Source organism: Nonomuraea sp. NPDC050547, assembly GCF_044457345.1.
GTDB lineage: Bacteria > Actinomycetota > Actinomycetes > Streptosporangiales > Streptosporangiaceae > Nonomuraea.
Window position 1 is genome coordinate 1 of the sequence record NZ_JBITGW010000029.1, and the last position, 23,582, is coordinate 23,582.

General features: G+C 70.8%; 21 protein-coding genes and 1 pseudogene. 8 read left to right on the forward strand and 14 right to left on the reverse strand.

Going from position 1 to position 23,582, the window contains the following annotated elements; translation table 11 throughout:
• Positions 1-132 precede the first annotated feature (132 nt).
• Positions 133-843: pseudogene (locus tag ACIBHY_RS49835) on the reverse strand (leucine zipper domain-containing protein); the annotation flags it as partial.
• 110 nt (positions 844-953) lie between these two features.
• Complete coding sequence (locus tag ACIBHY_RS49840) at positions 954-1,925, reverse strand: aldo/keto reductase (protein ID WP_397310474.1); 972 nt, start codon at positions 1,923-1,925, stop codon at positions 954-956.
• A 51-nt stretch (positions 1,926-1,976) separates the two neighbouring features.
• Here ACIBHY_RS49840 and ACIBHY_RS49845 point away from each other — a divergent pair, with 51 nt between their 5' ends.
• Positions 1,977-2,435: a hypothetical protein gene (locus tag ACIBHY_RS49845; protein ID WP_397310475.1), complete on the forward strand. Its 459-nt coding sequence runs from the start codon at positions 1,977-1,979 to the stop codon at positions 2,433-2,435.
• On the opposite strand, the gene ACIBHY_RS49850 is transcribed toward ACIBHY_RS49845, so the two are convergent.
• Positions 2,422-4,008, reverse strand: a complete 1,587-nt coding sequence (locus tag ACIBHY_RS49850; protein ID WP_397310476.1) for an ABC-F family ATP-binding cassette domain-containing protein — start codon at positions 4,006-4,008, stop codon at positions 2,422-2,424. The two genes, ACIBHY_RS49845 and ACIBHY_RS49850, sit on opposite strands and share 14 nt — an antisense overlap.
• A 101-nt stretch (positions 4,009-4,109) precedes the next feature.
• Between ACIBHY_RS49850 and ACIBHY_RS49855 the strand changes: the two genes are divergently transcribed.
• Positions 4,110-5,216, forward strand: coding sequence for an epoxide hydrolase family protein (locus ACIBHY_RS49855; RefSeq protein ID WP_397252910.1), 1,107 nt, complete (start codon positions 4,110-4,112; stop codon positions 5,214-5,216).
• Between the two features lie 170 nt (positions 5,217-5,386).
• On the opposite strand, the gene ACIBHY_RS49860 is transcribed toward ACIBHY_RS49855, so the two are convergent.
• Entirely contained in the window at positions 5,387-6,589 is a 1,203-nt protein-coding gene (locus ACIBHY_RS49860; protein WP_397310477.1) for a cytochrome P450, read from the reverse strand.
• 11 nt (positions 6,590-6,600) lie between these two features.
• The gene (locus ACIBHY_RS49865) at positions 6,601-7,041 is read right to left on the reverse strand and encodes a hypothetical protein (RefSeq protein ID WP_397310478.1); all 441 of its coding nucleotides are present in this window, start codon (positions 7,039-7,041) and stop codon (positions 6,601-6,603) included.
• Positions 7,042-7,095: 54 nt separating this feature from the next.
• Here ACIBHY_RS49865 and ACIBHY_RS49870 point away from each other — a divergent pair, with 54 nt between their 5' ends.
• Positions 7,096-7,698, forward strand: coding sequence for a TetR/AcrR family transcriptional regulator (locus tag ACIBHY_RS49870; RefSeq protein ID WP_397252907.1), 603 nt, complete (start codon positions 7,096-7,098; stop codon positions 7,696-7,698).
• 83 nt (positions 7,699-7,781) lie between these two features.
• Positions 7,782-10,058, forward strand: coding sequence for an ATP-binding cassette domain-containing protein (locus ACIBHY_RS49875; RefSeq protein ID WP_397310479.1), 2,277 nt, complete (start codon positions 7,782-7,784; stop codon positions 10,056-10,058).
• Positions 10,059-10,099: 41 nt separating this feature from the next.
• On the opposite strand, the gene ACIBHY_RS49880 is transcribed toward ACIBHY_RS49875, so the two are convergent.
• The 4 genes from ACIBHY_RS49880 to ACIBHY_RS49895 form a co-directional block, all read right to left on the reverse strand.
• Complete coding sequence (locus ACIBHY_RS49880) at positions 10,100-11,371, reverse strand: FAD-dependent oxidoreductase (RefSeq protein ID WP_397252905.1); 1,272 nt, start codon at positions 11,369-11,371, stop codon at positions 10,100-10,102.
• A 94-nt stretch (positions 11,372-11,465) separates the two neighbouring features.
• On the reverse strand, positions 11,466-13,169 hold the full coding sequence (locus tag ACIBHY_RS49885; RefSeq protein ID WP_397310480.1) for a DJ-1/PfpI family protein: 1,704 nt from the start codon (positions 13,167-13,169) through the stop codon (positions 11,466-11,468).
• Positions 13,170-13,259: 90 nt separating this feature from the next.
• Positions 13,260-14,474 carry an amidohydrolase family protein gene (locus ACIBHY_RS49890; RefSeq protein ID WP_397252903.1) on the reverse strand — a complete coding sequence of 405 codons (1,215 nt, stop codon included), beginning with the start codon at positions 14,472-14,474 and terminating at the stop codon, positions 13,260-13,262.
• Between the two features lie 23 nt (positions 14,475-14,497).
• A complete protein-coding gene (locus ACIBHY_RS49895; RefSeq protein ID WP_397310481.1) occupies positions 14,498-14,860 on the reverse strand; it encodes a hypothetical protein in 363 nt (120 codons plus the stop codon).
• A gap of 83 nt (positions 14,861-14,943) precedes the next feature.
• Between ACIBHY_RS49895 and ACIBHY_RS49900 the strand changes: the two genes are divergently transcribed.
• Positions 14,944-15,399 carry a MarR family winged helix-turn-helix transcriptional regulator gene (locus ACIBHY_RS49900; protein WP_397252901.1) on the forward strand — a complete coding sequence of 152 codons (456 nt, stop codon included), beginning with the start codon at positions 14,944-14,946 and terminating at the stop codon, positions 15,397-15,399.
• Here ACIBHY_RS49900 and ACIBHY_RS49905 read toward each other — a convergent pair.
• Complete coding sequence (locus ACIBHY_RS49905; RefSeq protein WP_397252900.1) at positions 15,353-15,862, reverse strand: FBP domain-containing protein; 510 nt, start codon at positions 15,860-15,862, stop codon at positions 15,353-15,355. The two genes, ACIBHY_RS49900 and ACIBHY_RS49905, sit on opposite strands and share 47 nt — an antisense overlap.
• A 66-nt stretch (positions 15,863-15,928) precedes the next feature.
• On the opposite strand from ACIBHY_RS49905, the gene ACIBHY_RS49910 reads away from it, so the two are divergent.
• Positions 15,929-16,501 carry a TetR/AcrR family transcriptional regulator gene (locus ACIBHY_RS49910; RefSeq protein ID WP_397252899.1) on the forward strand — a complete coding sequence of 191 codons (573 nt, stop codon included), beginning with the start codon at positions 15,929-15,931 and terminating at the stop codon, positions 16,499-16,501.
• Between the two features lie 36 nt (positions 16,502-16,537).
• On the opposite strand, the gene ACIBHY_RS49915 is transcribed toward ACIBHY_RS49910, so the two are convergent.
• Both ACIBHY_RS49915 and ACIBHY_RS49920 read right to left on the reverse strand, forming a co-directional pair.
• Positions 16,538-17,890, reverse strand: a complete 1,353-nt coding sequence (locus ACIBHY_RS49915) for a serine hydrolase domain-containing protein (RefSeq protein WP_397310482.1) — start codon at positions 17,888-17,890, stop codon at positions 16,538-16,540.
• A complete protein-coding gene (locus ACIBHY_RS49920; protein ID WP_397310483.1) occupies positions 17,887-18,126 on the reverse strand; it encodes a hypothetical protein in 240 nt (79 codons plus the stop codon). The genes ACIBHY_RS49915 and ACIBHY_RS49920 overlap by 4 nt, the downstream gene beginning before the upstream one ends.
• Positions 18,127-18,293: 167 nt before the next feature.
• Between ACIBHY_RS49920 and ACIBHY_RS49925 the strand changes: the two genes are divergently transcribed.
• Entirely contained in the window at positions 18,294-19,199 is a 906-nt protein-coding gene (locus ACIBHY_RS49925; protein ID WP_397310484.1) for a MarR family transcriptional regulator, read from the forward strand.
• Here the strand turns inward: ACIBHY_RS49925 and ACIBHY_RS49930 are convergent.
• Entirely contained in the window at positions 19,186-20,448 is a 1,263-nt protein-coding gene (locus tag ACIBHY_RS49930; RefSeq protein WP_397310485.1) for an FAD-dependent monooxygenase, read from the reverse strand. The genes ACIBHY_RS49925 and ACIBHY_RS49930 overlap by 14 nt on opposite strands.
• Positions 20,449-20,519: 71 nt before the next feature.
• Between ACIBHY_RS49930 and ACIBHY_RS49935 the strand changes: the two genes are divergently transcribed.
• The gene (locus ACIBHY_RS49935; protein ID WP_397310486.1) at positions 20,520-21,122 is read left to right on the forward strand and encodes a TetR/AcrR family transcriptional regulator C-terminal domain-containing protein; all 603 of its coding nucleotides are present in this window, start codon (positions 20,520-20,522) and stop codon (positions 21,120-21,122) included.
• 141 nt (positions 21,123-21,263) lie between these two features.
• Here the strand turns inward: ACIBHY_RS49935 and ACIBHY_RS49940 are convergent, their stop codons facing one another.
• Positions 21,264-23,528 carry a DPP IV N-terminal domain-containing protein gene (locus ACIBHY_RS49940; protein WP_397310487.1) on the reverse strand — a complete coding sequence of 755 codons (2,265 nt, stop codon included), beginning with the start codon at positions 23,526-23,528 and terminating at the stop codon, positions 21,264-21,266.
• Positions 23,529-23,582: the final 54 nt, after the last annotated feature.

Sequence of the window (23,582 nt, forward strand, 5' to 3'; positions counted from 1 at the left end):
CCACGATCAACGGGCAAGAAGCACCAGGCTCCAATCGGTCAGCAATGGTGACGAGCGGGCGCCGGTCACCCCGATCCTCATCCCGCCGGCCGAGCGGGGAGAGCATCTTGGGGAACATCACCAAGTTTGAATGTCGGTCAGGACGCGGCGGACGGTGATGCCGGCGGCGGTGAAGTAGGCGTGGGCGCGGTGCCAGAAGGCGACGGCGCTTTCCCGGGTCTCGTCGGTGAGGATCTCGGTGTAGGCCAGGCGGGAGTGGTCGTCGACGGCGTTGTGCAGGTAGGCGTAGCCGAGGTTGGCGCGGCCTGGTGTGGTGCGCGGCCGGGCGGGATCGCGGTGGGCGGCGCTGTTGCGGCCGCCGGCGGCTCGGCCATGGATCTTGTGGCCGCCGCCGTCGGGGATGTTGCCGAGTTTCTTGATGTCGACGTGGATGAGTTCGCCCGGCGCGGGGTGTTCGTAGCGGCGGATCGGGTGGCCGGTGGCGCGGTCGAGGTGGTGCAGGCGGGTCATGCGGTAGCGGGTCAGGACGCGGTGCACGGTGGAGGGGTGCAGGCCCAGCAGGTAGCCGATGCGTGCCGGGCCCCATCGGCGCAGCACCCGGACCTTGATGATGCGCCGCTCGGTGCGGGTGGGGGTGCGGCGAGGATTGCGGTGCGGGCGGCTGGAGCGATCGGCCATGCCGTGTGCTCCGTGAGCTCGGTAGCGGCCGGCCCAGCGACGGGCGGTGGTGACGGCGACCTGGAAGCGTTCGGCGGCACGGCGCAGCGGCCAGCCGTCCTCGACGATACAGCGGGCCAGACGCAGGCGTCCGAGCTCGGTCAGCGGGGCGTTACGGTGGGGCATGAAGGGCCTTCTGGTTCTCGGTGCAGATGTCGCAATCCACACCGAACCCGGAGGCCCTTCCTCATGCCAAAACGATCAATCCCCGTACCTAACCTCTGTGGTCAGTACAGCTAGGGCATGTACTCGCGCGACTGGTACGGCTCGGACAGGAACGCGACCTCCTTGTCCGACAGCTTCACCGCGGCGGCGGCGACCGCGTCGTCGATCTGCGCCGCCTTGGTGGTGCCGACGATCGGCGCGGTCAGCCCCGGCTGGTGCATGAGCCAGGCCAGCGCGACCTGGGCCGGCGGCAGCTCGCGCTCGGCCGCCACCTGGATGAGGCGGTCGAGGATGGCCCGGTTGTTGTCGGTCTCGTAGGTGGCCGGGATGCGGCCGTCGTTGGCGCTGCGCGTCGTGGCCGCCTGCGCGAGCGCGGGCCGGGCCAGCACCCCGCGCGCCAGCGGGCCCCAGGGGATCACGCCCACGCCCTGGTCGCGGCAGAGCGGCAGCATCTCCCGCTCCTCCTCGCGATAGAGCAGGTTGTACTGCGGCTGCATGGACACGAACCTCGTCCACCCGTTGACCTCGGCCACGTGCTGCGCCTTGGCGAACTGCCAGGCCCGCATGGTGGAGGCGCCGAGATAGCGGACCTTGCCGGAGCGCACGACATCGTGCAGCGCCGCCATGGTCTCCTCGATCGGCGTCTCCTCGTCCCAGCGGTGGATCTGGTAGAGGTCCACGTAGTCGGTGCCGAGCCGTTCCAGCGAGGCGTCGAGCGCCGCCATGATGTGCTTGCGCGACAGCCCGCGGTCGTTCTGCCCCTCGCCCGTGGGGAAGAAGACCTTCGTGGCCAGCACGTAGTCCTCACGCCTGGCGAACGTGCGCCGCAGCACGTTGCCGGTGATCACCTCGCTGCCGCCGGTGCTGTACATGTCGGCGGTGTCGAAGAAGGTCACGCCGCCGTCCGCGGCCCGCCGGACGATGGCCTCCGCCTGCTCCTCGGGGACGAACCAGTCCAGCAGGTCCGGATCGCCGAAGCTCATCATGCCCAGGCACACCCGGGACACCTTCAGGCCACTGTTCCCCAAACGGATGTATTCCATGACATCGATCCTTCCATCCCGCGTTAAGTGTTCCGGCCATACGGTCCGGTCATGACCACCAACGATGAGGATCCTGCGATCGCCGTCGCCGACATGGTCGGGCACGTCCTGCGCCTGGCCGGCACCTGGACCCGATGGGACGGCGAACTGCGCCCGGTCGACGACCGCGTCTACACCCCGCACAAGGCGATCCGCCGGGTGGCCGACCACATGATCGACCACCTGGCGGAGGTGGAGGCGCGCCTGGCGGGCCTGCCCACGATCCCCGACCACTGGCACGCCTCCGTCGTCACCACCGAGCACGACATGGCGCCCTTCACCAGGGACGACCTGGACGAGGCGGCCAGCAGGCTCAACCGGCTGGCCCAGATCTGGACCGTCCGGCTCGGCTCACTGACCGAGGAACGCCTCGACAGCAGCCCCGGCGACGGCTGGAGCATCCGGCGGGTCGCCCTCCACCTGGCCGGATCCACCTATTACGCCGACGCCGTCGGGGTCATGCCAGAGTGACCAGCTCGCCGTAGCCGGGGCTCCAGAGGTCCTCGACGCCGTCGGGCAGCACGAGCACCCGGTCGGGACGCAGCGCCTCGACCGCCTCCTCGTCGTGGGTGACCATGACCACCGCGCCCTCGTACCCGCCGACCGCCGCGAGCACCTCCGCGCGCGAGGCCGAATCGAGGTTGTTGGTCGGCTCGTCGAGCAGTAGCACGTTGGCCCGCGAGCTGACCAGCCCGGCCAGGGCCAGCCTGGTCTTCTCCCCGCCGGACAGCACCCCGGCCGGCTTGTCCACGTCGTCGCCGCCGAACAGGAAGGCGCCCAGCACCGAACGCGCCTCGCCGTCGCTCAGCTGGGGCGCGTGCGCGGCGAGGTTCTGCCGCACGGTACGCCCGGGGTCGAGCGTGTCGTGCTCCTGGGCGAAGTAGCCCAGCCGCAGCCCGTGCCCGTGCACGACCCGGCCGGAGTCGGGATGCTCGTGCCCGGCCAGCAGCCGCAGCAGCGTGGTCTTGCCCGCGCCGTTGAACCCGAGCACGACCAGGCGGCTGCCCCGGTCCACGGCGAGGTCGACGCCGTTCAGGACGTCGAGCGCGCCGTAGGACTTGGTGAGGCTGACCGCGCCGAGCGGGGTCCGCCCGCTCGGCGCGGGCTCGGGCAGGCGGATCTTCGCCACTTTGCCGGTACGGCGGGCCGGCCGTACCTCCGCCAGCATGCGGTCGGCCCTGCGGGCCATGTCGCGCGCCCGCGTCGCCGTGGAGGAACGCGCCCGCATCTTGTCCGCCTGCGCGTGCAGGGCGGCGGCCTTGCGTTCCGCCACCGCCCGGTGCCGCGCGTCGCGGCGCTCGCCGGCGGCGCGGTCGGTGAGATAGGTGTGCCAGCCGGTGTTGTGGATCTCCAGGGCGGCGTGCTCGGCCTCGACGTGCCACACCCGGTTGACCACGTCGGCGACCAGCTCCGTGTCGTGGCTGATCATGACGAGACCGCCGGAGTAGCCGGTCAGGAAGCCGCGCAGCCAGGTGACGGAGTCGGCGTCGAGGTGGTTGGTGGGCTCGTCGAGCAGCAGCGTGCCCTGGTCGGCGAACAGGACGCGGGCCAGTTCGACCCGGCGGCGCTGCCCGCCCGACAGGGTGCCGAGCGGCTGCGTCATGGCTCGCTCCGGCAGGCCGAGCCCGGCGGCCACGCGGGCCGCCTCGGCTTCGGCAGGGTAGCCGCCGCGGGCCTGGAACTCGTCGTCCGCGCGGACGTAGCGGGACATCGCCCGTTCGGCACCGGCGGCCAGGGCCTGTTCGGCGGCGCGCAACTCGCGTACGGCGGCGTCCATGCCGCGTGCCGACAGGATGCGGTCGGTGACCGAGACGGCGGGATCGGCGGCGGCCGGGTCCTGCGGGAGGTAGCCGATCGGCCCGGACGCGGTGATCGTGCCGGCCGCCGGAGGCAGCTGCCCGGCCAGCGTACGCAGGAGGGTGGTCTTGCCCGCGCCGTTGCGGCCGACCAGGCCGACGCGGTCGCCGGGGGCGATGTGGGCGGTGATGCCGGAAAGAAGAAGACGGGCGCCGACGCGCACGTCGACCCCACGGAAGGTAAGCATGGGATGACACTCCGAAACGACTTAAGGACACACGGGTGGCGGGAAACGTGTGCGGCAGCTAAGACGTGTAGGGAGTAGACATGCGTCCAGTATAAAGGGCCATGACAATCGAGGCATTCGATATTTCGCTCGGCGACGATGTCCTGCTTGACCTGCGGGAACGCCTGAGCCGCACCCTTTACACCCAGCCCTCGGACTCGGCCTACTGGGCGGCCGGCGTCGATCCCGGCTACCTGCGCGAACTCGTTGCCTACTGGGCCGGGGAGTTCGACTGGCGGGCGGCCGAGGCGAGGCTCAACGCCTTCCCGCAGTTCCTCGCCGACGTGGGCGGGCGCAAGGTGCACTTCGTCCACCTGCGCTCCGAGCGGCCGGAGGGCGCCCTGCCGCTGGTACTGACCCACGGCTGGCCCAGCAGTTTCGTGGAGATGCTGCGGGTCGCGCCGCTGCTGACCGGCCGGTTCGACGTGGTGGTCCCGTCGCTGCCCGGATTCCTGTTCTCCGAACTGCCGCAGCAGGCCTACACCCGGCGCGGCGTCGCCGAGACCTGGCACGAGCTGATGACCGGCGTGCTGGGGTACGAGCGCTTCGGCGCGTTCGGCGGTGACATCGGCGGCGGCGTCACCCAGTGGCTCGGCGCGTTGTTCCCCGAGTCGGTGGCCGGGGTGCACGTGACTTCCGCCGTCAGCACAGCCGACTTCAGCGAGCGGCCCCCGACGCCGGAGGAGCAGGCCTACCTCGACCACCTGGCCGCCTACGACGAGCGCGACCAGGGCTACAGCGAGATCATGTGGACCCGCCCCGACACGATCGCCGCCGCGCTGGCCGACTCCCCCGCCGGGCTGGCCGCCTGGATCATCGACAAGTACCGCGACTGGAGCGACTGCGACGGCGACCTCGAGAAGCGCTGGGACAAGGACACCCTGTGCACCGTCGCCACCCTCTACTGGGCCACCGGCACCATCGGCTCCTCCTTCCGCCAGTACTACGACTACCCGAACAACCGGCCCGTCCCGCCGATCTCCGTACCGGCCGCGATCACGCTCAGCAACGAGCCCGCGTACACCGGCCTGCCCCGCTCACTGCCCGAGCGCCTGTGCTCCGACCTGCGCCACTGGAGCACACCGGGCAAGGGCGGCCACTTCATGGCCCACGAGGAGCCCGAACAGGTGGCCCGCGAGATCACGGAGTTCTTCGGCACGCTGCGCTGAAGGCTTCCGCCGTACCCGCCATTCCGGTGGGTACGGCGGGTACCCGTCCTCTGCCTTCACAGTCCGCGTGTCCGCGTGTTCCGGAGGCGATCGCACGCGACCAAAGGCGCTCCCATCAATAGGCTCTTCCGGGCCCGACCGTGCTCGTGGGCGCAAGCGGCGTACGCGGGTCAGACGGAGATCGGCAGGCGTTCCGGGCCGCGCAGGTTCATGCGGCCGTTCATCTCCACCTCGCCGGCGAAGGCGAGGGCGGGGAAGCGGGTGACCAGGCGTTTGATCGCGACCCTTCCCTCCAGCCTGGCCAGGGCGGGACCGAGACAGTAGTGGACGCCGGCGCCGAAGGAGATGTGGTTGCGCGCCTGCTCGCGTTCGATGCGTAGTTCCTCGGCGTCCTGCCCCCAGTAACGGGGGTCGCGGTTGGCCGAGGCGAGGCAGGCCAGCACGAAGCTGCGCGGCGGGATCGTCCTGCCGCCCACCGTGTACGGCTGCAGCGTGATGCGCCGGGTCTGCTGGACGGGACTGTCGAAGCGGAGGAACTCCTCGATCGCGTTGGCGGCCAGCTCGGGGCGTTCGCGCAGCAGGGCGAGCTGGGCGGGGTTGCGCAACAGGGCGGTGACGCCGTTGGCGATGAGGTTCATGGTGGTCTCGTGCCCGGCGACGTAGAGCAGGGAGACCTGGGCGATCAGCTCGTCGTCGCTGAGCGTGTCGCCGTCCTGCTCGGCGGCGATGAGGGCGGTGAGCAGGTCCTCGGCCGGGTGGGCGCGCTTCCAGGCGAGCGCCTCGCGGATGACCCGCGTCATCTCGCCGCCGGCCTTGGACACGGTCGCCAGCAGCTCCTGGTCGGCGACGGGTTCCAGGGTGCGGACCAGCAGGCCGCTCAGATCGCGGATGCGGGTGTGGTCGGCGGCGGGCATGCCGAGCAGCTTGGAGATCACCGCGAACGGCAGTGGGAAGGCGAGGGTGGCCATGAGGTCGACCCGGCCGGCCGTCTCGATCTCGTCGAGCATGGAGTCGACCAGTTCGGTGATCTCAGGCTCCAGCGCCGCGACCTTGCGCGGGGTGAACACCTTGCCGACGAGTGAGCGCAGCCGGGTGTGGTCGGGCGGGTCGCGGTCGAGCATGGACATTCCGAGCACGTTGTCGCCCGCGTGGGCGAGCTGGTCGCGCTGGTCGCGGACCGGGCCGGGGTCGAGCTTCCGGTCGTCCACGGACAGGCCGGCGCGCAGGAGCCCCGCGATGTCCTCGTACCCGCTCAGGACCCAGAATCCGAACGGGCTCTCGTGCACCGGCTCGGACTCGCGCAGCCTGCGGTAGGCGGGGTACGGGTCGTCGGTGAAGCCGGGCTCGAACGGGTTGAACAGCAGTTCCGTCATCGGAGAACTCCTCAGGCGGTGGATGGGCGGGCGACGAGCCACCGGCATCGGCGGCGTCGGGGCGGGGGTCGCGGTAGCCGTACCGCGTTAACTCCCGTGGCGGCGTGCAGCGTGCGGCGGTGGTGCGCGTCCAGGTCGGCGAGGGCGGGACGGCCCGCGTGGGCGTCGAGCAGGAACCTCGCCCCCGGCATGGCGGCGGACAGGTCGCGCCACAGGGCGGTCAGCGCCGCGTCGATGTCGGGCGGCCAGTCCTCCAGCAGGGCGTCGAGCCGGGCGTCGAAGGCCCGGTACCAGCGCAGTTGCACCTCGCGCAGGAGCCCGTCGACGTCCCCGAACTCCGCCGCCACCCGCGCGGCCAGCTCGCCGGAGACGCAGGTGCGTCCGGTCGCGGTGATGTCGGCGAGTACGGCGTGCACGACCTGATGGCGCCGGCGCGACGATTCCCACGACATCGGTGACCTACTTAGCGTCGGAAACATACACTGCGTATGTCGTATACTCCGCGTATGCCTCCTGTCAAGAGCCGCCGGGAGCAGTACTCCCAGGCGACCAAGGCCGCGCTGCTCGAAGCGGCAACCCGTCGATTCGCCGACCAGGGCTTCGCCGCCACCGCGCTGGAAGACGTCGCGGCCGACATCGGCGCCAGTCGCGGCGCGGTCTACCACCACTTCGCCAACAAGTCGGCGCTCTTCGAGGCGGTGCTCGACCTGCTGGAGAAGGAGATGCTCCGTCAGGTGGTCGAGGCGACCGCGGGCGCCGGCGGCCCGTGGCAGGCGGCGATGGCGGCGACCGAGCAGTTCCTGGAGTGCTGCTGCGACCCGGTCTACGGGCGGGTCGCCTGGCAGGAGGCGCCGCAGGCACTGGGCTGGCACCGGTGGAAGGAGTTCGAGGCGGAGTACGCCTACGGGCTGATCGAGACACTGATCGCCACGCTCGTGGCGGCCGGGGAGATTCCGGCCATGCCGGCGGAGCCGATGACGCGCATCACCTTCCACATCCTGGGCGCGGCGGGGATCGCGCTCGCCGAGACGCCGGAGGCGGACAAGCAGCGGGTGAAAGCCGACTACCTGCTGACCATCACACACCTGCTCGGCGGGGCTCGACTTTGACGCCAGGTTGAGGGTTTCCGCGCATTCACCTGGGTGCTTTCCGGGAAACCTTTCATGGCGAGGTCAATGGAATAATTCAAGACATGCAGCCTTCGGACTACGACGCCGCAGACAACCACGACCTCATCCAGGTCCGTGGAGCCCGAGAGAACAATCTGAAAGGGGTCTCCCTCGACCTGCCCAAGCGCCGGCTCACCGTCTTCACCGGCGTGTCCGGGTCGGGGAAGTCCTCGCTCGTCTTCGACACGATCGCGGCCGAGTCGCGCCGGCTGATCAACGAGACCTACACCGCGTTCATCCAAGGTTTCATGCCGCCGCTGTCGCGGCCCGAGGTGGAGTCGCTGCACAACCTGAGCGCCGCCATCATCGTCGACCAGGAACGGATGGGGGCCAACGCCCGTTCGACGGTCGGCACGGCGACGGACGCGTACACGATGCTCCGGATTCTGTTCAGCCGGCTGGGCGAGCCCTTCGTCGGACCCGCCCCGCACTTCAGCTTCAACCGGGCCGAGGGCATGTGCCCGGCGTGCGAGGGCCTGGGCAAGGTCACCGACATCGACGTCGACGAGCTGGTCGACAAGGACAGGACGCTCAACGAGGGCGCGATCACCGCCCCCGGCTACGCCGTCGACACCTGGTACTGGCAGATCATCGTCAACTCCGGCTTCTTCTCCCCTGACCGCAAGCTCGCGGACTTCACTCCCGAGGAGTGGCAGCTGCTCCTGTACGCGCCGGTCACCAAGGTCAAGGTCGGCACGAGCAACCTCACCTACGAGGGCCTGGTTCCCAAGATCAGGAAGCAGTACCTCGGCAAGGAACGCGACTCCATGCAGTCGGCGGCGCGCGCCTTCGCCGACCGCGCCATCAAGCTCGGCACTTGCGCGGACTGCGGCGGCTCCCGCCTCAACCAGGCCGCCCTGTCCTGCCTCATCGACGGCCGCAATATCGCCGACTGCTCCTCCATGCAGATCAACGACCTGGCCGAGTTCGTCCGCGGCCTCAAGGGCTCCGGCGTCGGACCGATGATCGACACCCTCGGCACGACACTCGACTCGCTGGTCGAGATCGGCCTCGGCTACCTCAGCCTCGACCGCGAATCCGGGACGCTCTCAGGCGGCGAGTCGCAGCGCGTCAAGATGGTCAGGCACCTCAGCTCTCCCCTGACCGACGTCACCTACGTCTTCGACGAGCCCACCGCCGGCCTGCACCCGCACGACATCCAGCGCATGAACGACCTCCTGCTCCAGCTGCGCAACAAGGGCAACACCGTCCTGGTCGTCGAGCACAAGCCGGAGACCATCGAGATCGCCGACCATGTCGTGGACCTCGGCCCCGGCGCCGGTTCCGCGGGCGGCGAGCTCTGCTACGCCGGTGACCTCGACGGGCTGCGCGCCTCAGGCACCCTGACCGGCCGCTACCTCGACCATCGGGTACGGCTGCGCGAGACGTTCCGCGCCCCGACCGGCCACCTGCCCGTCACCGGCGCCACCCTCCACAACCTCAGGAACGTCGACGTCGACATCCCCCTGGGCGTGCTGACGGTCGTCACCGGCGTGGCCGGATCGGGAAAGAGCTCGCTCATCCACGGCTACGTCTCCGGCGGTGACGGCGTGGTCGTCGCCGACCAGTCGCCGATCCGCGGCTCCAGGCGCAGCAACCCGGCGACCTACACCGGCGTCCTGGACCCCATCCGCGCCGCCTTCGCCAAGGCCAACGGCGTCAAGCCCGGCCTGTTCAGCGCCAACTCGGAGGGCGCCTGCCCGGCCTGCAAGGGCATCGGCATGATCTACACCGACCTGATGATGATGGCCGACGTCGGCTCGGTCTGCGACGAGTGCGACGGCAAGCGGTTCACGGCCCAGGTGCTGTCGTACCGGCTGCGCGGCAGGAACATCAGCGAGGTCCTGGCCATGTCCGCGGAAGAGGCCCGCGACTTCTTCACCACCGGCCAGGCCAGGACGATCCTCGACCGCCTGAACGCGGTCGGCCTCGGCTATCTCGGCCTCGGCCAGCCCCTGACCACCCTGTCCGGCGGCGAACGCCAGCGGCTCAAGCTCGCCATCCACATGGCCAGGAACGGCTCCACCTACATCCTGGACGAGCCCACCACCGGCCTGCACCTGGCCGACGTGGACCAGCTCCTGGCCCTGCTGGACCGGCTGGTCGACGACGGCAACACGGTCATCGTCATCGAGCACCACCAGGCCGTGATGGCCCACGCCGACTGGATCATCGACCTGGGTCCCGGCGCCGGCCACGACGGCGGCCAGATCGTCTTCTCCGGCACCCCGGCCGACCTGATCGGCCAGGGCTCCTCCCTGACCGCCCAGCACCTGCGCAAGTACGTGAGCGCCGGCTAACCGTCACCGAGCGGCGAGATCCGGCCTGCGCACATGGCGCGTCAGACCGGGGAAACGATCCCGTCGGTCAGCTCGCGCAGCCGGGCGGCACCCGGTGTCAGCAGGTCGGCGACGGCGAGCGCCGACCTGACCGCGCTCTCCTGGCTGTCGCTGCCGGTCAGATGACTGCCCGCCAGGTAGATCCCGCCGTGTCCCTGGCGGGCGGCCAGCGTGGCGCGGGCCCGTACGGCCGCCGGGGTGACGACGAGCTGGCGGAAGGAACGCTGGGCGACGACCTCGGCGGGCGGGCGGTCGCGGTAGGTGATCCAGCTCTTGAACACGTCCACCCCGAGGGCCGGGCCGTACCAGTGGGCGGCCTCGGCCCAGCCGTCGTGCACCTGCAGGTTCACCGCCGACCAGTGCCGCCGGTCGGCGGGCTGGTAGGCGGGGTCCAGGTGGACGGCGACCTCGGCCGGCGTGTACGTGAACGCGCCCAGCGCCAGCCGTAGCCGATGTGTGCCCGCCAGCGGGGACAGCAGCGACAGCGCAGCGGGCGCGGGCACGGCCAGCACCACGCAGTCGGCCACGACCGCGCGGCCCGCGGCGTCCACGACCTCGAACCGCCCGTGGTCCCGGCGCAGCGCGCCGACGGGCGAGCCGGTGCGGACCGCTCCAGGGGGCAGCGCGCCGGCCAGCCGCCTGGCCACGTCCTGGGTGCCGGGGACCAGGGCGGACCACAGCGGCGCGTGCTCCCCGGAGGAGGCCGACACGCTCAGGCAGAACTCGATCGCCGCCCGCGCCGACACCTCGGGCGCCTGCTCGTTGGCGCACCGGACGTGGTGGGCCAGCAGCGGGTAGAGCAGCCAGTCCTTGGTCTCGCGCGCGAGCGGCAGCGGCTCGACCAGCTCGGCCAGCGGGATCTCCCAGCTCGGATCGGTCGCCTGGAATTTCGCCGCGGCGGCCAGAAACGTCTCCAGCGCCTTCCACGGCCGTCCCGTCACCGGTGCGCGATCGCCGCGCCGCTCGTCGGGCAGGTGCGGGGTGACCAGCATCGGCGCCGCCCGGTCCGGCCCGGTCACCGTGAGCGTCAGCGGCGCGGGGGCGAGGTCGGCGCCGGACAGTCCCAGCAGCCGCAGCAACCGGCCGTGCGCGGGAAAGCCGGTCGGTGAGAGGTACTGCGCGCCGAGGTCGACGGTGACGCCTTCCGCCCGCACGCTGTGGGCGTGCCCGCCGGCGTGCCGGTCGGCTTCGAGCACGACCACCTCGTGCTCGTCGTCCAGCAGCCACGCGGTGGTCAGACCAGCCAGGCCACCTCCCACGATCGCGATCCGCATGCGTCACCCCTATGGCAGGTCTCTGACGGGCAGTCAGAAGAAGAGTCAACCCACCACATTAGGCCGCTTGTGCGGAATTGCCCACGCCTTGGCGCTACCGGCTCCTCCGGCGGCCGAGCGCCCAGCGCACCGCCCGGCGGCCGATGACGGCCGCGGCGGCGCCCAGAAGCAGGAGCACCAGCGCGACGATCGTCGCCGGCCACAACCAGCCGCTGCCGCGCAGGTCCACGTCCATCACGGGGTACTCCAGCGTCTTGGCCGCCCACCGGGCGGTCGGCACGTCATAGGTGCGGGCGATGTCCCGCAGAACCGGGTCGAAGGCGAACTCGGCCCCGGTGTGCAGATACTCCGCACCCGCCTCCCGGCCGCGGACGGCAGCCGTGCCCGGCACCAGCAGACGGTCCAACCCGCCGGCGTCGCGGGCGCGCGGGACGAACGTCAGGCCGTGCCGCGACCTGATCGGCCCCTCGCCGACCGCGACCGTCCGCCCGACCATGGAGTGTTCGGTGTACGTCGCGAACGCCGAGGCCAGCTCCAGCTCCCCCGTCCCCTCGACGAGCCGGACGCCGATGGTGGAAGGACCGACCTGGTAGGAGGAGTTCAGGGCGACGACGGCCACGTCCGCCGGTTCCCAGTTGGATACCGGCACGGACCCGGACGCGCCGGGCGTGTAGTGGCGCCAGTGGACCCGGCGAGCGGCCTCGCGGGCGGCGTCCATGCCGACCAGGCGTTCCAGGACGCGCAGTCCGCCGTCGATCCCCGACAGGACGCCGGCCGTGGAGATGACCTCGCCGTCGTCCACATAGCGGCGGCCGCCGACCCAGCCGACCTTGCCGAAGTCCGCGCGCAGCTCGGGCAGCCGCCACCAGTGCGAGGTCGCGGGCCGGCCGTCCAGCAGTCCGCTGGCCGCCAGCGTGCGGGCCCCCGCGCACACGCTGACGGCCAGCGCCCCGGCCGCCGCCTGCCTGCGCAGCCATGCGGTGATCGCGCCGAGCTCGGCCGGGTGGTTCAGGGCCGGGACGACGACCGCGTCGAGGGTGTCGCTCCGCCCGGCCAGCAGCCGGTCCAGTTCGCCGAAGGTCAGGTCGGGCACCAGGTCGAGGCCGCCGGTCAGCGGTACCAGCCGGGCTCCGGGCGAGACGACGTAGGTGTTGACGCGGCCGGAGCCGGCCAGCACCTCGTACGGCCCGAGCAGGTCGCCGGCGTTGGTGCCGCCGTCGCCGGCCAGCAGGGCCACGGTGGGTTTGGCCGGGTCGTGCCTGGCCTGGTTGCCCGCCGGCCGTACCGTGACCGCGTCGGCGCGGGCGGCGTACAGACCCGCGAACTTCCCCGCGGTGTTCACCCCCGAGACCGACGCGGGGACCAGCAGCGCCACCAGCACGACCCCCGCGCGCCCGAACCACCGCGGATCCAGCCGATGCCGATGGTTCAGGTACTGCTCGCGCCGCCACAGCATGACCGCCGCCATGGCGACGAACATGAGCACGTGCCCGATCGTCATCACCAGATGGCCGGACATCACCCCTAACCAGTACGGGACGAGCAGCAGGAGGAACGGGGCGATCATGGCCACGCTCATCTCGGCGATGGCGGGCCAGGCGTGGTGGCGTACGCGCATCCACAGCGCCATGCCGAGGGTCATGTCGGCGGCCATGATGAGGACGTCGACGTCGGTTCTGCGGCTTCCGGGCAGGACCGCGTCCCACAGCAGGCCGAGCAGCAGCATGCCGGCGAGCATCGCGACGGCCATCTCGAGGTAGTGCAGTCCGAATCGCAGCCATCTCTTCGTCTGAGTCATGGTTCGACTATCGGAGCGGGCGGGGCCGTACCCCAGGAATGGGCGTGCGCAGGTCCGGAATCTTGGGTGTCCGGTCTTTCCTGCCGTGGGTCAGCGCGGCTGGCGCACGCCGCGGCGCCAGACCTCGGCGATGGCGCGGGTGGCGGTGATGCCGCGGGTCGGGTCGCCGTCGACCAGGACGAGGTCGGCGCGCAGGCCGGGCAGGACGCTTCCGCGGTCCGTGAGCCCGAAGTGGAGCGCGGGCAGGCGGGTGGCGGCGGCCAGCGCCTGCTGGGGGGTGAGCCCGGCCTCGACCAGCAGCAGCAGTTCGCGGTGCATGCTCGCGCCGTGCAGCGGGGCGAAGAAGTTCGCGTCGGTGCCGGCCAGCAGGGCGACGCCCGCGCGGTGCAGGACGGCGGCCGTGCTCAGGGCGTTGACGACGCCCTGCGGATGGACGGGGACGACCGAGTGGTCACGGTCGAGCGCGGCCCTGGCCCGCTCGGGCAGGCGGGCGGCGATGCGCTCGTCGCGCACGAGCTCGGCGCCGCGCGGGTCCTGGGTGATCGACTCGATGTACGCCAGCGTGCTGACCACGAAGACGCCCTGCCCGGCGGCACGGGCGGCCAGTTCTTCCGTCACCGGGTCGCCGGGCGCGCTGTCGTGGAAGACGTGGGCCAGGCCGTCGATGCCGGCGTCCAGCGCGATGGCGGTGTCGCGGGCGGTGGCGACGTGCGCGATCGTCCGCAGCCCCGCCGCGTGTCCCGCCTCGACCAGGGCCTCGACCACGTCCGGGCCGATCGCCGGCAGGTCGAGCCCGGCGCTCTCACCGTTGTCGATCACGATCTTCAGGTAGTCGGCGCCCTCGGCCACCCGCGCCGCCACGAACGCCTTGGCCTGCCCGGCGTCGGCGATCGTGTCGAAGGGGCCCACCGCGTCGCCGAGCCAGTCGAGCGCGCCGCCTTCGGCGGCCATGATCTGACTCGGGTGCCCGCCGGGCGCGGTGGCCAGCACGCCGGAACTGCGCAGGTCGGCCACGTCGTCGCGGTCGGCCGCCAGCCGGCGTTGGCGGGCGAGGTTGCCGGGCAGGCAGAACATGTCGAGCTCGGTGGTCACGCCGAACGTGAGGGCTTGGGCGAGCATGCCGTCGGAGACGTGCACGTGGGCGTCGATCAGGCCGGGCAGCAGGGTCTTGCCCGAGCCGTCGATCTCCACGTCGGCGCGCAGCCCGTCGGGCTCGGCGATCCGGTCGCCGACGATCAGGACATCGGCTTTGGGGAGGATGCGCTCGCCGGTGAAGACGCGGGTACCACGGATCAAAGTACGCATGCGCCTGATAGTACGACCTCAAACTATCTGGTGTCGAATTTACGGCGGGCGACCACCACCACCAGGAGCACGATGGCCGCCACGTCGAAGAGCGCGCCGGGCGCGTCCCCGAACCGGCCCGGCCCGAGCACGGCCAGGAAGGTCGCCTTGGTCACGATGGCCGCGGCGGCGGCCGGGATCCGGGCCAAGGGCTGGAAGGCGGCCCAGACCAGCGCGGCGCCGAGCGCCGCCTGCAACATGCCGCGGTGTTGCAGCAAGGCCAGGGTCATCGGGTCGGACGGCACCGCCATGCCGTACGCGGTGGTCAGGGACGCGGGCACGAACAGGGCGGCGATCGGCGTGGCGGTGATCACACCGAGAGCCACCAGGATGATCCTGTCCAACATGTTCCCTCGCTCTGATTATCAGTAGGGCTGATTATCAGCATAAGGAATCGATCTGTCCGCGTGAAGGCCCTAGATTGGGGTTCATGGAGCCACGCCTCGACACCCAGACGGGCTACCTGCTCGTCAAGCTCGGAGCCCAGGCCGGGGCGCGGTTCGACGGCGTGCTGGCGCCGCTGGGCCTGCGCGGCCGGCACGTGCGGGTGATCGAGGAGATGCGCGGCGCCAGTCACTCGCAGCAGGAGTTGTGCCAGGCCACCGGCCTGGACCGGACCACGATGGTGGCCGTGCTGGACGACCTGGAGCAGCGCGGGTACGCGCGGCGCTCGCGCAGCACGGCGGACCGGCGCAAGCACGTGGTGACGCTCACCGGTGCGGGCGAGCGCGCGTTCGAGGAGGCGGCGCGGGTGCTCGCCGAGGCGCAGGAGGCCTTTCTCGCTCCGCTGAGCGCCGGGGAACGCGACCAGCTGCACGACCTCGTCGAGCGGCTGCGGGTCACGGCAGGACGAGCTGCTCCGTCACCTTCTCCAGGAAGGCGTTGACGTTGGCCACGGTCCGCTCGGCCAGCTGGTCCAGCGTCAGCGACTCGTGCAGCCGCGAGCCGGGCCCGGCGTCCTTCTTGCCGCGCAGGTACAGGGAGCAGGCCAGGTCGGTACACATGTAGGCGCCAACGGAGTTGCCCTGCTGGCCGCCCTTCCCGGCTCTGCGCGCGGTCAGCAGGGACACGCCGTCGCCCATGTGGCTGGTCAGGCAGATGGAGCACAGGCTGCGCCGTACATGGCGGGCGTTCGGCGCGGCGCGGCGCAGCGCGACCCCCATGAACGCCACGCCGTCGTCGGCGACAAGGTAGGCCCGCTCGGGCGCGGCGGGGTCCTGCCAGCCGAGGAAGTCGAGGTCGTCCCACGGCCGCTCGGCCAGGTCCCTGGGTACGGCCAGCCGCTTGGCCTCCCCCTTGGTGCAGTTGACGAAGGACGCACGGATATCACGCTCGGTCAGTGGTCTCATACCGGCGAAGCTAGCTTTTCCTAGAGGTACTATGCAAATGATTAATCCCTCTAGGAAGATGGTCACATGGCACGCGTAGGACTGAGCGCCGACCGCCTGACCAGGGCGGGCGCGGAACTGGCCGACGAGATCGGCTTCGAGAACGTGACCGTCTCGGCGCTCGCGCGCAGGTTCGGCGTCAAGGACGCGAGCCTGTACTCCCACATCAAGAACGCCCGGGACCTACGCGTACGGATGGCCGCCCTGGCCCTGGCCGAGATGGCCGACCAGGCCGCCGCCGCGCTGGCCGGCCGCTCGGGCAGGGACGCGCTGGCCGCCTTCGCCAACGCCTACCGCGACTACGCCACGGAACACCCAGGCCGCTACGCCGCCGCCCAGATCGAGATCGACCCCGAGGGCCCCGCCGCCGACGCCGCCCGGCGGCACTCGGCGATGACCCGCGCGATCCTGCGCGGCTACGCGCTGCCCGAACCCGACGAGACCGACGCGGTACGCCTGCTGCACAGCACCTTCCACGGCTACGTCAGCCTGGAGCGGGCGGGCGGCTTCGGCCACGGCGCCCGCGACTCCGGCGCCTCCTGGGCCCGCATCCTCGACACCCTCCACGCGCTGCTCACGACCTGGCCGGCCGGAAGGTGAAACAGCCGCTCTTGGCGAGGTGTACGTTCCCGAACCTTATGCCTGGCGTCTGGGCGTCACGCGGCAGTTGGTGTGAAGGTACTGGGCCGCACCGTCCTTGAAGTCGTAGATCGCGACGGTCTGGGTGTCCTCCTCGGTGGGCATCAGGAAGTGCGTCTCGCTCACCGGCAGCAGTTCGTGGGTCAGGCGGTCCGGTTTGCCGAGGAAGGCGGCCTCCATCGGGTTGAGGAAGAGGGTCATGAACAACTTCTCGTCCTCCGCCTTCACCTCGTAGCGGACGTCCGGTCGCTCGTAGACGCCGTCGTACCGCGAAAGATCAAGCTTGAGATCCGGAACGGGCGCCGGGAGGGCGGGGATCGTGACCGCGCCGAGTTCGGCCAGGATCTCGTTGAACACCTTCCGGTACAGGCCGTCGCGCGGCCCGCCGTTGGTCAGCATCGTGATGGCGAGGTTCGAGTCCGGCAGGACGCGCAGCCGGGCGTTCTGGCCGATGGTGCTGCCGTCGTGGGCGTAGACGATCTCGCCGTGCCAGTCGCACACGATGAGCCCGAGTCCCCACTCCGGTCCGAACAGGTACGGATCAGGCACCGGCACGCGTGACCGCATCATCTCCTGGAGGCTCGCGGCCGAGACGATCCTCGTGCCGTCGGCCGCCGTGCCGCCGTTGAGCAGGACTTGGGCCAGCGCGAGCACCTCCCCGACCGTCGAGCTGAGGTTGCCTCCGGGGCCGAAGGAGCGCGGCAGGTAGTCCACCGGCGAGACGATCGGCCCTTCCTCCGGTGAGCGGACGACGTGCCCCGTGGCCGCCCGTGTCCGGTCCACGTGCTCACGCCGGCTGCTCGTACTGCTCAACCCCATCGGCTCAAAGAGCCGATATTTCATGATGTCGTCCCACCGCCGCCCGTCGGCGACTTCCATGATGCGCGCGAGCACCGCGTAGCCGAGGGCCGCGCTGTATCCATGGGTGTACGCCAGCGGGTGCACCTGCGGCGCCCCGGCGATGTTGCGGATCATGCGCTCATAGACATCGTCGCCTTCACCGGGATCGCCGAAGGACTCCTCGATGCCGTTGGTGTGGTTCAGCAGATGACGCGGCGTGACCGCGGCGCTGACCTCCGGATCGGCGACCGCGAACTCGGGCAGATAGCTCCGCACCGGCTCGTCCAGGGCGGCCCTGCCCTCGTCGACGAGTTGCATGAAGGCCAGCGCGGTCCAGGTCTTCGTCAGGGAGCCGCACTGGTAGATGGTGCCGGGCGTCGCGGGCTCCCGTGTCACGACATGCCTGACCCCGGCGGCGAACTCGGTGATCTCACCGTTGTGCAGAATGCCGACCGCGGCGCTCGGGGTCTGGAACTCGCCGAGGATCTCCAGCAGCCGCTCCGGGGTCATCCGGGCAGCCCGACCGCGTTGGCGCCGTCGGCCTCGAAGTACTCCGTCGTGGCGTGGGGGCCGTCGAGGACGGCCTTCACGCTGTCGATCGAGTCGTGGACGATGACGTTGACCGCCTTGGTCCCGTCGGTGCTCGCCACCGCCACCAGCCACCGCGCGCCCGAGGGCAGCCGGCCGTGCGCCCGCTTGAGCGTGTCCCAGAATCCCCGCTCGTCGCTGATCGTGGAAATCGCCATGATGTGCATGCTCGTCGCACCCCTTTCGAATCGCGGAAAGGCTACGTTGCGTTTCACATTGCGTCAACGAAAGTGCAGCTTTTACCCTGATAATTGCAATGGTATTGACGGGAAACGCAACGAGTGTTGCAATGGCTTGTCGACGAACGCACCCAGGAGGCGCACCGATGCCCGGAGGCAGGCTGACCCACGACGAACGCCGGCAGATCGCCGCCTGCGTCGCCGAAGGCCTCGGATACGCCGAGATCGCCCGACGGCTCGGCCGGCCGACCTCGACCGTCAGCCGCGAGGTCGCGCGCAACGGCGGGCCCGGCGGCTACCTGGCCGACCACGCCCAGCAGGCCACCGGGCGGCGGGCGGGGCGGCGCCGGCCGTACCGGACGGTGTCACCGACCGTGACCCACGACTTCGCGGAACGGCTCGCCGCGCTGATGTCCGGGACCGGCCTGCCCCGCATGCCGTCCCGGGTCTTCGTCTGTCTGCTCACCACGGAGTCCGGCAGCCTGACCGCCGCCGAGCTGGCGGCGCGCCTGCGGGTCAGTCCCGCGTCGGTCTCCAAGGCGATCGCCTACCTCCACCCCCTGGGACTGGTCGGCCGCGAACCCGACCCCGGCGGCCGCCGCGAACGCTACATCGTCCACGAGGACTCCTGGCTACGCGCCTGGACGGCTGACACGCGCGCCCACGACAAGGTCGCGGAGGCGACGCGCGACGGCATCGAGATCCTGGGCGCCGACACGGCGGCCGGAGTCCGGCTGGCCCGTATGGGCAGGTTCTTCACCTGGATCAGCGAGGAGATGTCCAGCACCGTCCTGACGGAACCGGCCGTGCACAACGCGCTGACGGTACTCGCCGCCCTGGTCCACGCCGCCCGGCCGCTCACGGTGGACGAGCTCGCCACCGCGCTGGCACTCCCCCGCGAACGCGTCGCCGACGGCCTGAACGCCCTCGTCCAACGCCCGGCCATCGCCGACCCGCTGACCGTGCTGCATGCCGCCACCGGCGCCTACTCCGTCACCACCCGCCCGGACCGCCTCACCCCGGCCCAGCGCACCGCACTCACCACCCTCTGACCCGAGCGCTGATCGGCACCGGGTTCTCGGGGAGCTGCCAGCCGCCGCCGCGGTCCTCCTTCGACAAGCGCGCGACGAGATCGGGAACGCGCAGGAAGCAGGCCAGTGCGGTGGCGGCCTGGAAGGCGTCGATCGCACGCTGCGTCATCGGCATGCCCAGGCGCAGGAGACGCGGGTTCACCTCGCCCTGAATCGCGTCGGCGAAGGGCCGCAGCACGTTGTCGTAGTTCGCCAGTGCGGCCGGCAGGTCGCCCGGATGCCGGTTGATCTCGCCGGCCAGGACGTAGGCGCCCACCAGGCCGCCGGATACGCCCATGCCGCTGTAAGGGGAGGCGCAGTGGGCGGCGTCGCCGGCCAGGACCACGCGGCCCTCGGACCACGTGTCGGTACGGACCTGGACGATCTCCTGGGAGTAGAAGAAGGGGCTCGTCCGCATGCCGTCGACGAAGCGCTCGGTCTGCCAGCCGGCGTCGCGGAACCTGCTCGCCCAGAACTCCCGCTGGCGCTCGACGGGTTCCCGGTGGACCGCCGAGGCCTCCTTGGACTCCTCCCTCATCACGAAGTACACCTGGGTCTCGGCCGGGTTGTGGCTGCGGCGCATGATCTGACGGCCACCCGGGACCATGTAGGTGTCGCGGATGTCGCCGTCGGACGCCGTGCGCGGGATGAACCAGTAGGCCATGTGCATGCCGAGCCGCCAGTACGGGTCGGAGCCCGCGGGCAGGATCGCCTGCCGGATGCGCGATCCCTGCCCGTCCGCGCCGACCAGGAGGTCGAACTCGCCGGAGGACCCGTCGGAGAAGTGCGCGATGACCTTTTGTTCGTCCTGCTCGAAGCCGTCCACGCTCACGCCGAAGACGTACTCGGTGTCGTCCTTCGACGCGTCGTGCAGGATGCGTACCAGGTCACCGCGCATGATCTCGTACTCGGAGGTGAGGGTCTGCCGGCCCTGGCCGGAGGTGTTGGCCATGATCGTCGCCTTGGCCCTGCCGCGCGCGTCGACGAAGGCGACACCCCTCTCGTCCACCAGCTTGCCGCGGACGGCGTCAAGCAGCCCCATCCGCTCGATGGCCTCGATGCCCCGCCCCCGAAGGTCGACCTGCGCCCCGTTGGCCCGCAGCGCCGGAAAGCGTTCGGCGACGGTCACCCGGTGGCCGCCCCGCGTGAGCCAGAAAGCCAGCGCCTGACCCGCTATCCCGCCGCCGGCGACCAGGACCCTCAGGGGGTGCGCTCCCGATCCGTTCGCCATGCCCGTCACCCCAAAATCTATCAGTGAATGATTCCCCTGCAGAGTCACCTATCAGTGATAGATTTGTCAACGTGACCAAGGTGAACCGCGAGATCGTCGTCTCCGAAGCACTCGACCTGCTCGACGAGGTCGGGCTGGACACGGTCAGCACGCGGCGGCTGGCGAAGCGGCTCGGCGTCGAACAGCCCTCCCTCTACTGGTACTTCCGCACCAAGAAGGACCTCCTGGCCGCCATGGCGGAAGCGGCGATGGCACCGCATGCGGCCGCGCCGCTGCCGGCACCCGACGACGACTGGCGCGACTGGTTCCTGGACAACACGCGAAGCTTCCGGCGTACCCTGCTGATACGCCGGGACGGCGCACGCCTCCACGCGGGCAGCACCCCCGCCGGCGACCTCGACCGGATCCGCCACAAGATGGACTTCCTGATCGCCTCCGGGGTGCCTGAGCGGGACGCCCAGATGGCGATGCTGGCCGCCGGCCGTTTCACGGTCGGCAGCGTCCTGGAGGAGCAGGCGGACACCGACTCGGATCCACCGGCGGACATGCCAGTGATCGACCACGAGTCGGCGTTCGAGGCCGGCCTGACCTTTATCGTGGACGGCCTGATGCACGGCGCCGCCATGCCGGCGGACAAGGCCTCTCGACAGGCCTTCGGTAACTGTCCTCGGTGATCAGGCGGTCCTGGACCAGTGCGCGTAGGAGGGATTTCGAACGGACCCCGGCGTTGGCGCGGTTCGGCTGGTCGGCGACCCCGTCTCGGTGCGCAGAAGGCGCTGCCGGCGAGGATGGTGCAGAGGTTGCCCGGTACGCAGTCAGCTGAACAGGCTGACGATGAGGTCCATGCTGGGTGCGACCGGTGTGAGGCGGTGCCGCGGCGGTTCGACTCCCATGAGGTTGCGCAGGAGGAAGTCCCACTTACGCCGGTTGACGTGATGTTCGTAGCCGATGAAGAAGTGCTCGGCGCCGGGGACGATGAGGAGTTCGACGTCCTTGTCGGCGGCGATGAGGCGTTCGGCGAGCCGTAGCGAATGGTGGGCGTGGACGATGTCGTCCACGCCGCCGTGGATGAGCAGGAGCTTGCCGTCGAGCCGGTCGGCCAGTTCCACGTTCGATGAACGGGCCCAGGCGGCCGGGTCCGGGCCGTCGTAGGCTTCGGCGAACTGCAGGTGGAACAGGCGGGTGTCGTGGTTGCCAGACTCGGCGACGCCGACCTTGTAGACGTCGGGGAAGGCGAGCATGGCGCGGACGGTGGCGAATCCGCCGCCGGAGTGGCCGGTGACGCCCACGCGGTCGAGGTCCATCCAGGGGCGGGTGGCGGCCAGTTGCCGCAGGGCGGCGACGTGGTCGTCGATGCCGCCCGCGGCCGCCTGGTTGCCGTAGGAGGCGTCATGGAAGGCCTTGTCCCGGCCGGGGGTTCCCCGCCCGTCGATGGCGACCACGACGAAGCCGAGCGCGGCCAGGACCTCGGCTTCCTGGCCGAGGATCCCCGGGTGGAAGGCGGGCGAGACGCGGGTGGTCTGCGGGCCGGGGTAGACGTGGTCGATGACCGGGTATCGGCGGCCGGGGTCGAAGTCGTGGGGCCGGTAGATGACCCCGTAGACGTCGGTGACGCCGTCGGCGGCGGTGGCCCGGAAGCGTTGCGGAGGGGTCCAGCCGGTCGCGAGCAGCCGGGTGATGTCGGCCCGCTCCAGTTCGACCAGCACCCGGCCGTCCCATCCGCGCACGGTGGTCACCGCGGGCAGTTCGACCGTGGAGGCGGAGTCGATGAAGCAGTCCTTGCCAGGGGCGAGGGTGACGACATGGTGCAGGTCGTCGTCGGTGATACGGGCGAAGCCGGTGCCGTCGAGATGGATCCGGCACACGGAATGGCGGTAGGGGTCCTCGGCGACCAGGCCGGCGGCGGTGAAGTAGAGCACGCCTGCCGGTTCGTCGACGCGCAGGATGCGCTGCACCGCCCAGGCGCCCGAGGTGACCTGCCGGATGGGTGTGCCGGTGTGCGCGTCGTACAGGTAGAGGTGGCCCCAGCCGTCGCGCTGGGAGTACCACAGCACCTGTGATCCGCCGGACAGGACAGCGATGATCGGCTCCGCCCCCGTCTGGTTCGGCTCGACGCGGGTCGAGCCGCTCTCGCTCAGCACCCTGCGTACGTCCCCGGTCGCCGGGTCGAGCCGGTTCAGGTGCAGGGAACGCAGGTCGCGGGGCTGGCTCAGGTAGTACACGGCCGAGCCGTCTTCGGCCCACCAGGCCCAGCCGGAGGCGATCGGCGACTGCAGCGGCATGGGTTCCGGGGCGGTGCGGGCCTTGACGACGTGGCGGGTCGCCGCGTCGATCACCACGAACTCCCCCTGCGACATGTGGGCGTCACCGGGGTAGGCGAAGCGCTGGGTGATCGGCCGCGGGACGCCGCCGTCGGCCGGCAGCTCCTCCATGATCTGGGTACGGCGGACCGCGCGCTGGTCGGTGCGGTGCGTCAGCACGCGCGTCGAGTCGGGCGACCAGGCGAGGGCGGGCGGCAGGTGGCTGCGCAACCCCAGCTTGTTCGGCAGCACCGAGGGGGCGAACGGCGTGGCGCCATACTCCTCATCCTCCCGGCCGTCGGTCGTCAGGGGCCACTCCCGGCCGTCGGCCACCGACCGCGCCCACAGGTCGTGACCGCGCAGGAACGCCACCAGCTTGCCGTCCGGCGAGGGCACTTCGAGGAAACCGGGGCCGTGGAGGGTGGCCTGGGCCGCCGGCGTACAGGTGTAGGTGTCCAGGCGGCAGCTCCAGAAGGAGCCGAAGGCGAAGAATTCGACCGCGTCCTGGCTCAGTACGATGGCGGAGAACGGCAGCGCGCCCGGGTTCACCTCCTGCCCGGTGGCGGCCGCCAGCGCGACCGCCAGGCGGTCATGGTCGAAGGCGGGCTCGCGGGATCCGGCGGCGGGATCGGCGAGAATGAAGCGCCTGCCATCGCGGGCGTCCACGGTGTACCAGAAGCGGGCGCCGTCCCACCGCGGGTTGATCTTGTCGCCGCGTACCAGGGTCGCTCGGTTGTGCCGGAGCAGTCGCTCGGCTGCTTGGTACCGGGTTGCGTCCATCGATATCACTCCACACGGCAGACTTCTAAACGAATCGTTTCGTTTTGCAGGATG

Bases quoted from the DNA above. Each gene is read 5' to 3' on its own strand.
- ACIBHY_RS49840 (WP_397310474.1), bottom strand. From the start codon at position 1,925: ATGGAATACATCCGTTTGGGGAACAGTGGCCTGAAGGTGTCCCGGGTG.
- ACIBHY_RS49845 (WP_397310475.1), top strand. From the start codon at position 1,977: ATGACCACCAACGATGAGGATCCTGCGATCGCCGTCGCCGACATGGTC.
- ACIBHY_RS49850 (WP_397310476.1), bottom strand. From the start codon at position 4,008: ATGCTTACCTTCCGTGGGGTCGACGTGCGCGTCGGCGCCCGTCTTCTT.
- ACIBHY_RS49855 (WP_397252910.1), top strand. From the start codon at position 4,110: ATGACAATCGAGGCATTCGATATTTCGCTCGGCGACGATGTCCTGCTT.
- ACIBHY_RS49860 (WP_397310477.1), bottom strand. From the start codon at position 6,589: ATGACGGAACTGCTGTTCAACCCGTTCGAGCCCGGCTTCACCGACGAC.
- ACIBHY_RS49865 (WP_397310478.1), bottom strand. From the start codon at position 7,041: ATGTCGTGGGAATCGTCGCGCCGGCGCCATCAGGTCGTGCACGCCGTA.
- ACIBHY_RS49870 (WP_397252907.1), top strand. From the start codon at position 7,096: ATGCCTCCTGTCAAGAGCCGCCGGGAGCAGTACTCCCAGGCGACCAAG.
- ACIBHY_RS49875 (WP_397310479.1), top strand. From the start codon at position 7,782: ATGCAGCCTTCGGACTACGACGCCGCAGACAACCACGACCTCATCCAG.
- ACIBHY_RS49880 (WP_397252905.1), bottom strand. From the start codon at position 11,371: ATGCGGATCGCGATCGTGGGAGGTGGCCTGGCTGGTCTGACCACCGCG.
- ACIBHY_RS49885 (WP_397310480.1), bottom strand. From the start codon at position 13,169: ATGACTCAGACGAAGAGATGGCTGCGATTCGGACTGCACTACCTCGAG.
- ACIBHY_RS49890 (WP_397252903.1), bottom strand. From the start codon at position 14,474: ATGCGTACTTTGATCCGTGGTACCCGCGTCTTCACCGGCGAGCGCATC.
- ACIBHY_RS49895 (WP_397310481.1), bottom strand. From the start codon at position 14,860: ATGTTGGACAGGATCATCCTGGTGGCTCTCGGTGTGATCACCGCCACG.
- ACIBHY_RS49900 (WP_397252901.1), top strand. From the start codon at position 14,944: ATGGAGCCACGCCTCGACACCCAGACGGGCTACCTGCTCGTCAAGCTC.
- ACIBHY_RS49905 (WP_397252900.1), bottom strand. From the start codon at position 15,862: ATGAGACCACTGACCGAGCGTGATATCCGTGCGTCCTTCGTCAACTGC.
- ACIBHY_RS49910 (WP_397252899.1), top strand. From the start codon at position 15,929: ATGGCACGCGTAGGACTGAGCGCCGACCGCCTGACCAGGGCGGGCGCG.
- ACIBHY_RS49915 (WP_397310482.1), bottom strand. From the start codon at position 17,890: ATGACCCCGGAGCGGCTGCTGGAGATCCTCGGCGAGTTCCAGACCCCG.
- ACIBHY_RS49920 (WP_397310483.1), bottom strand. From the start codon at position 18,126: ATGGCGATTTCCACGATCAGCGACGAGCGGGGATTCTGGGACACGCTC.
- ACIBHY_RS49925 (WP_397310484.1), top strand. From the start codon at position 18,294: ATGCCCGGAGGCAGGCTGACCCACGACGAACGCCGGCAGATCGCCGCC.
- ACIBHY_RS49930 (WP_397310485.1), bottom strand. From the start codon at position 20,448: ATGGCGAACGGATCGGGAGCGCACCCCCTGAGGGTCCTGGTCGCCGGC.
- ACIBHY_RS49940 (WP_397310487.1), bottom strand. From the start codon at position 23,528: ATGGACGCAACCCGGTACCAAGCAGCCGAGCGACTGCTCCGGCACAAC.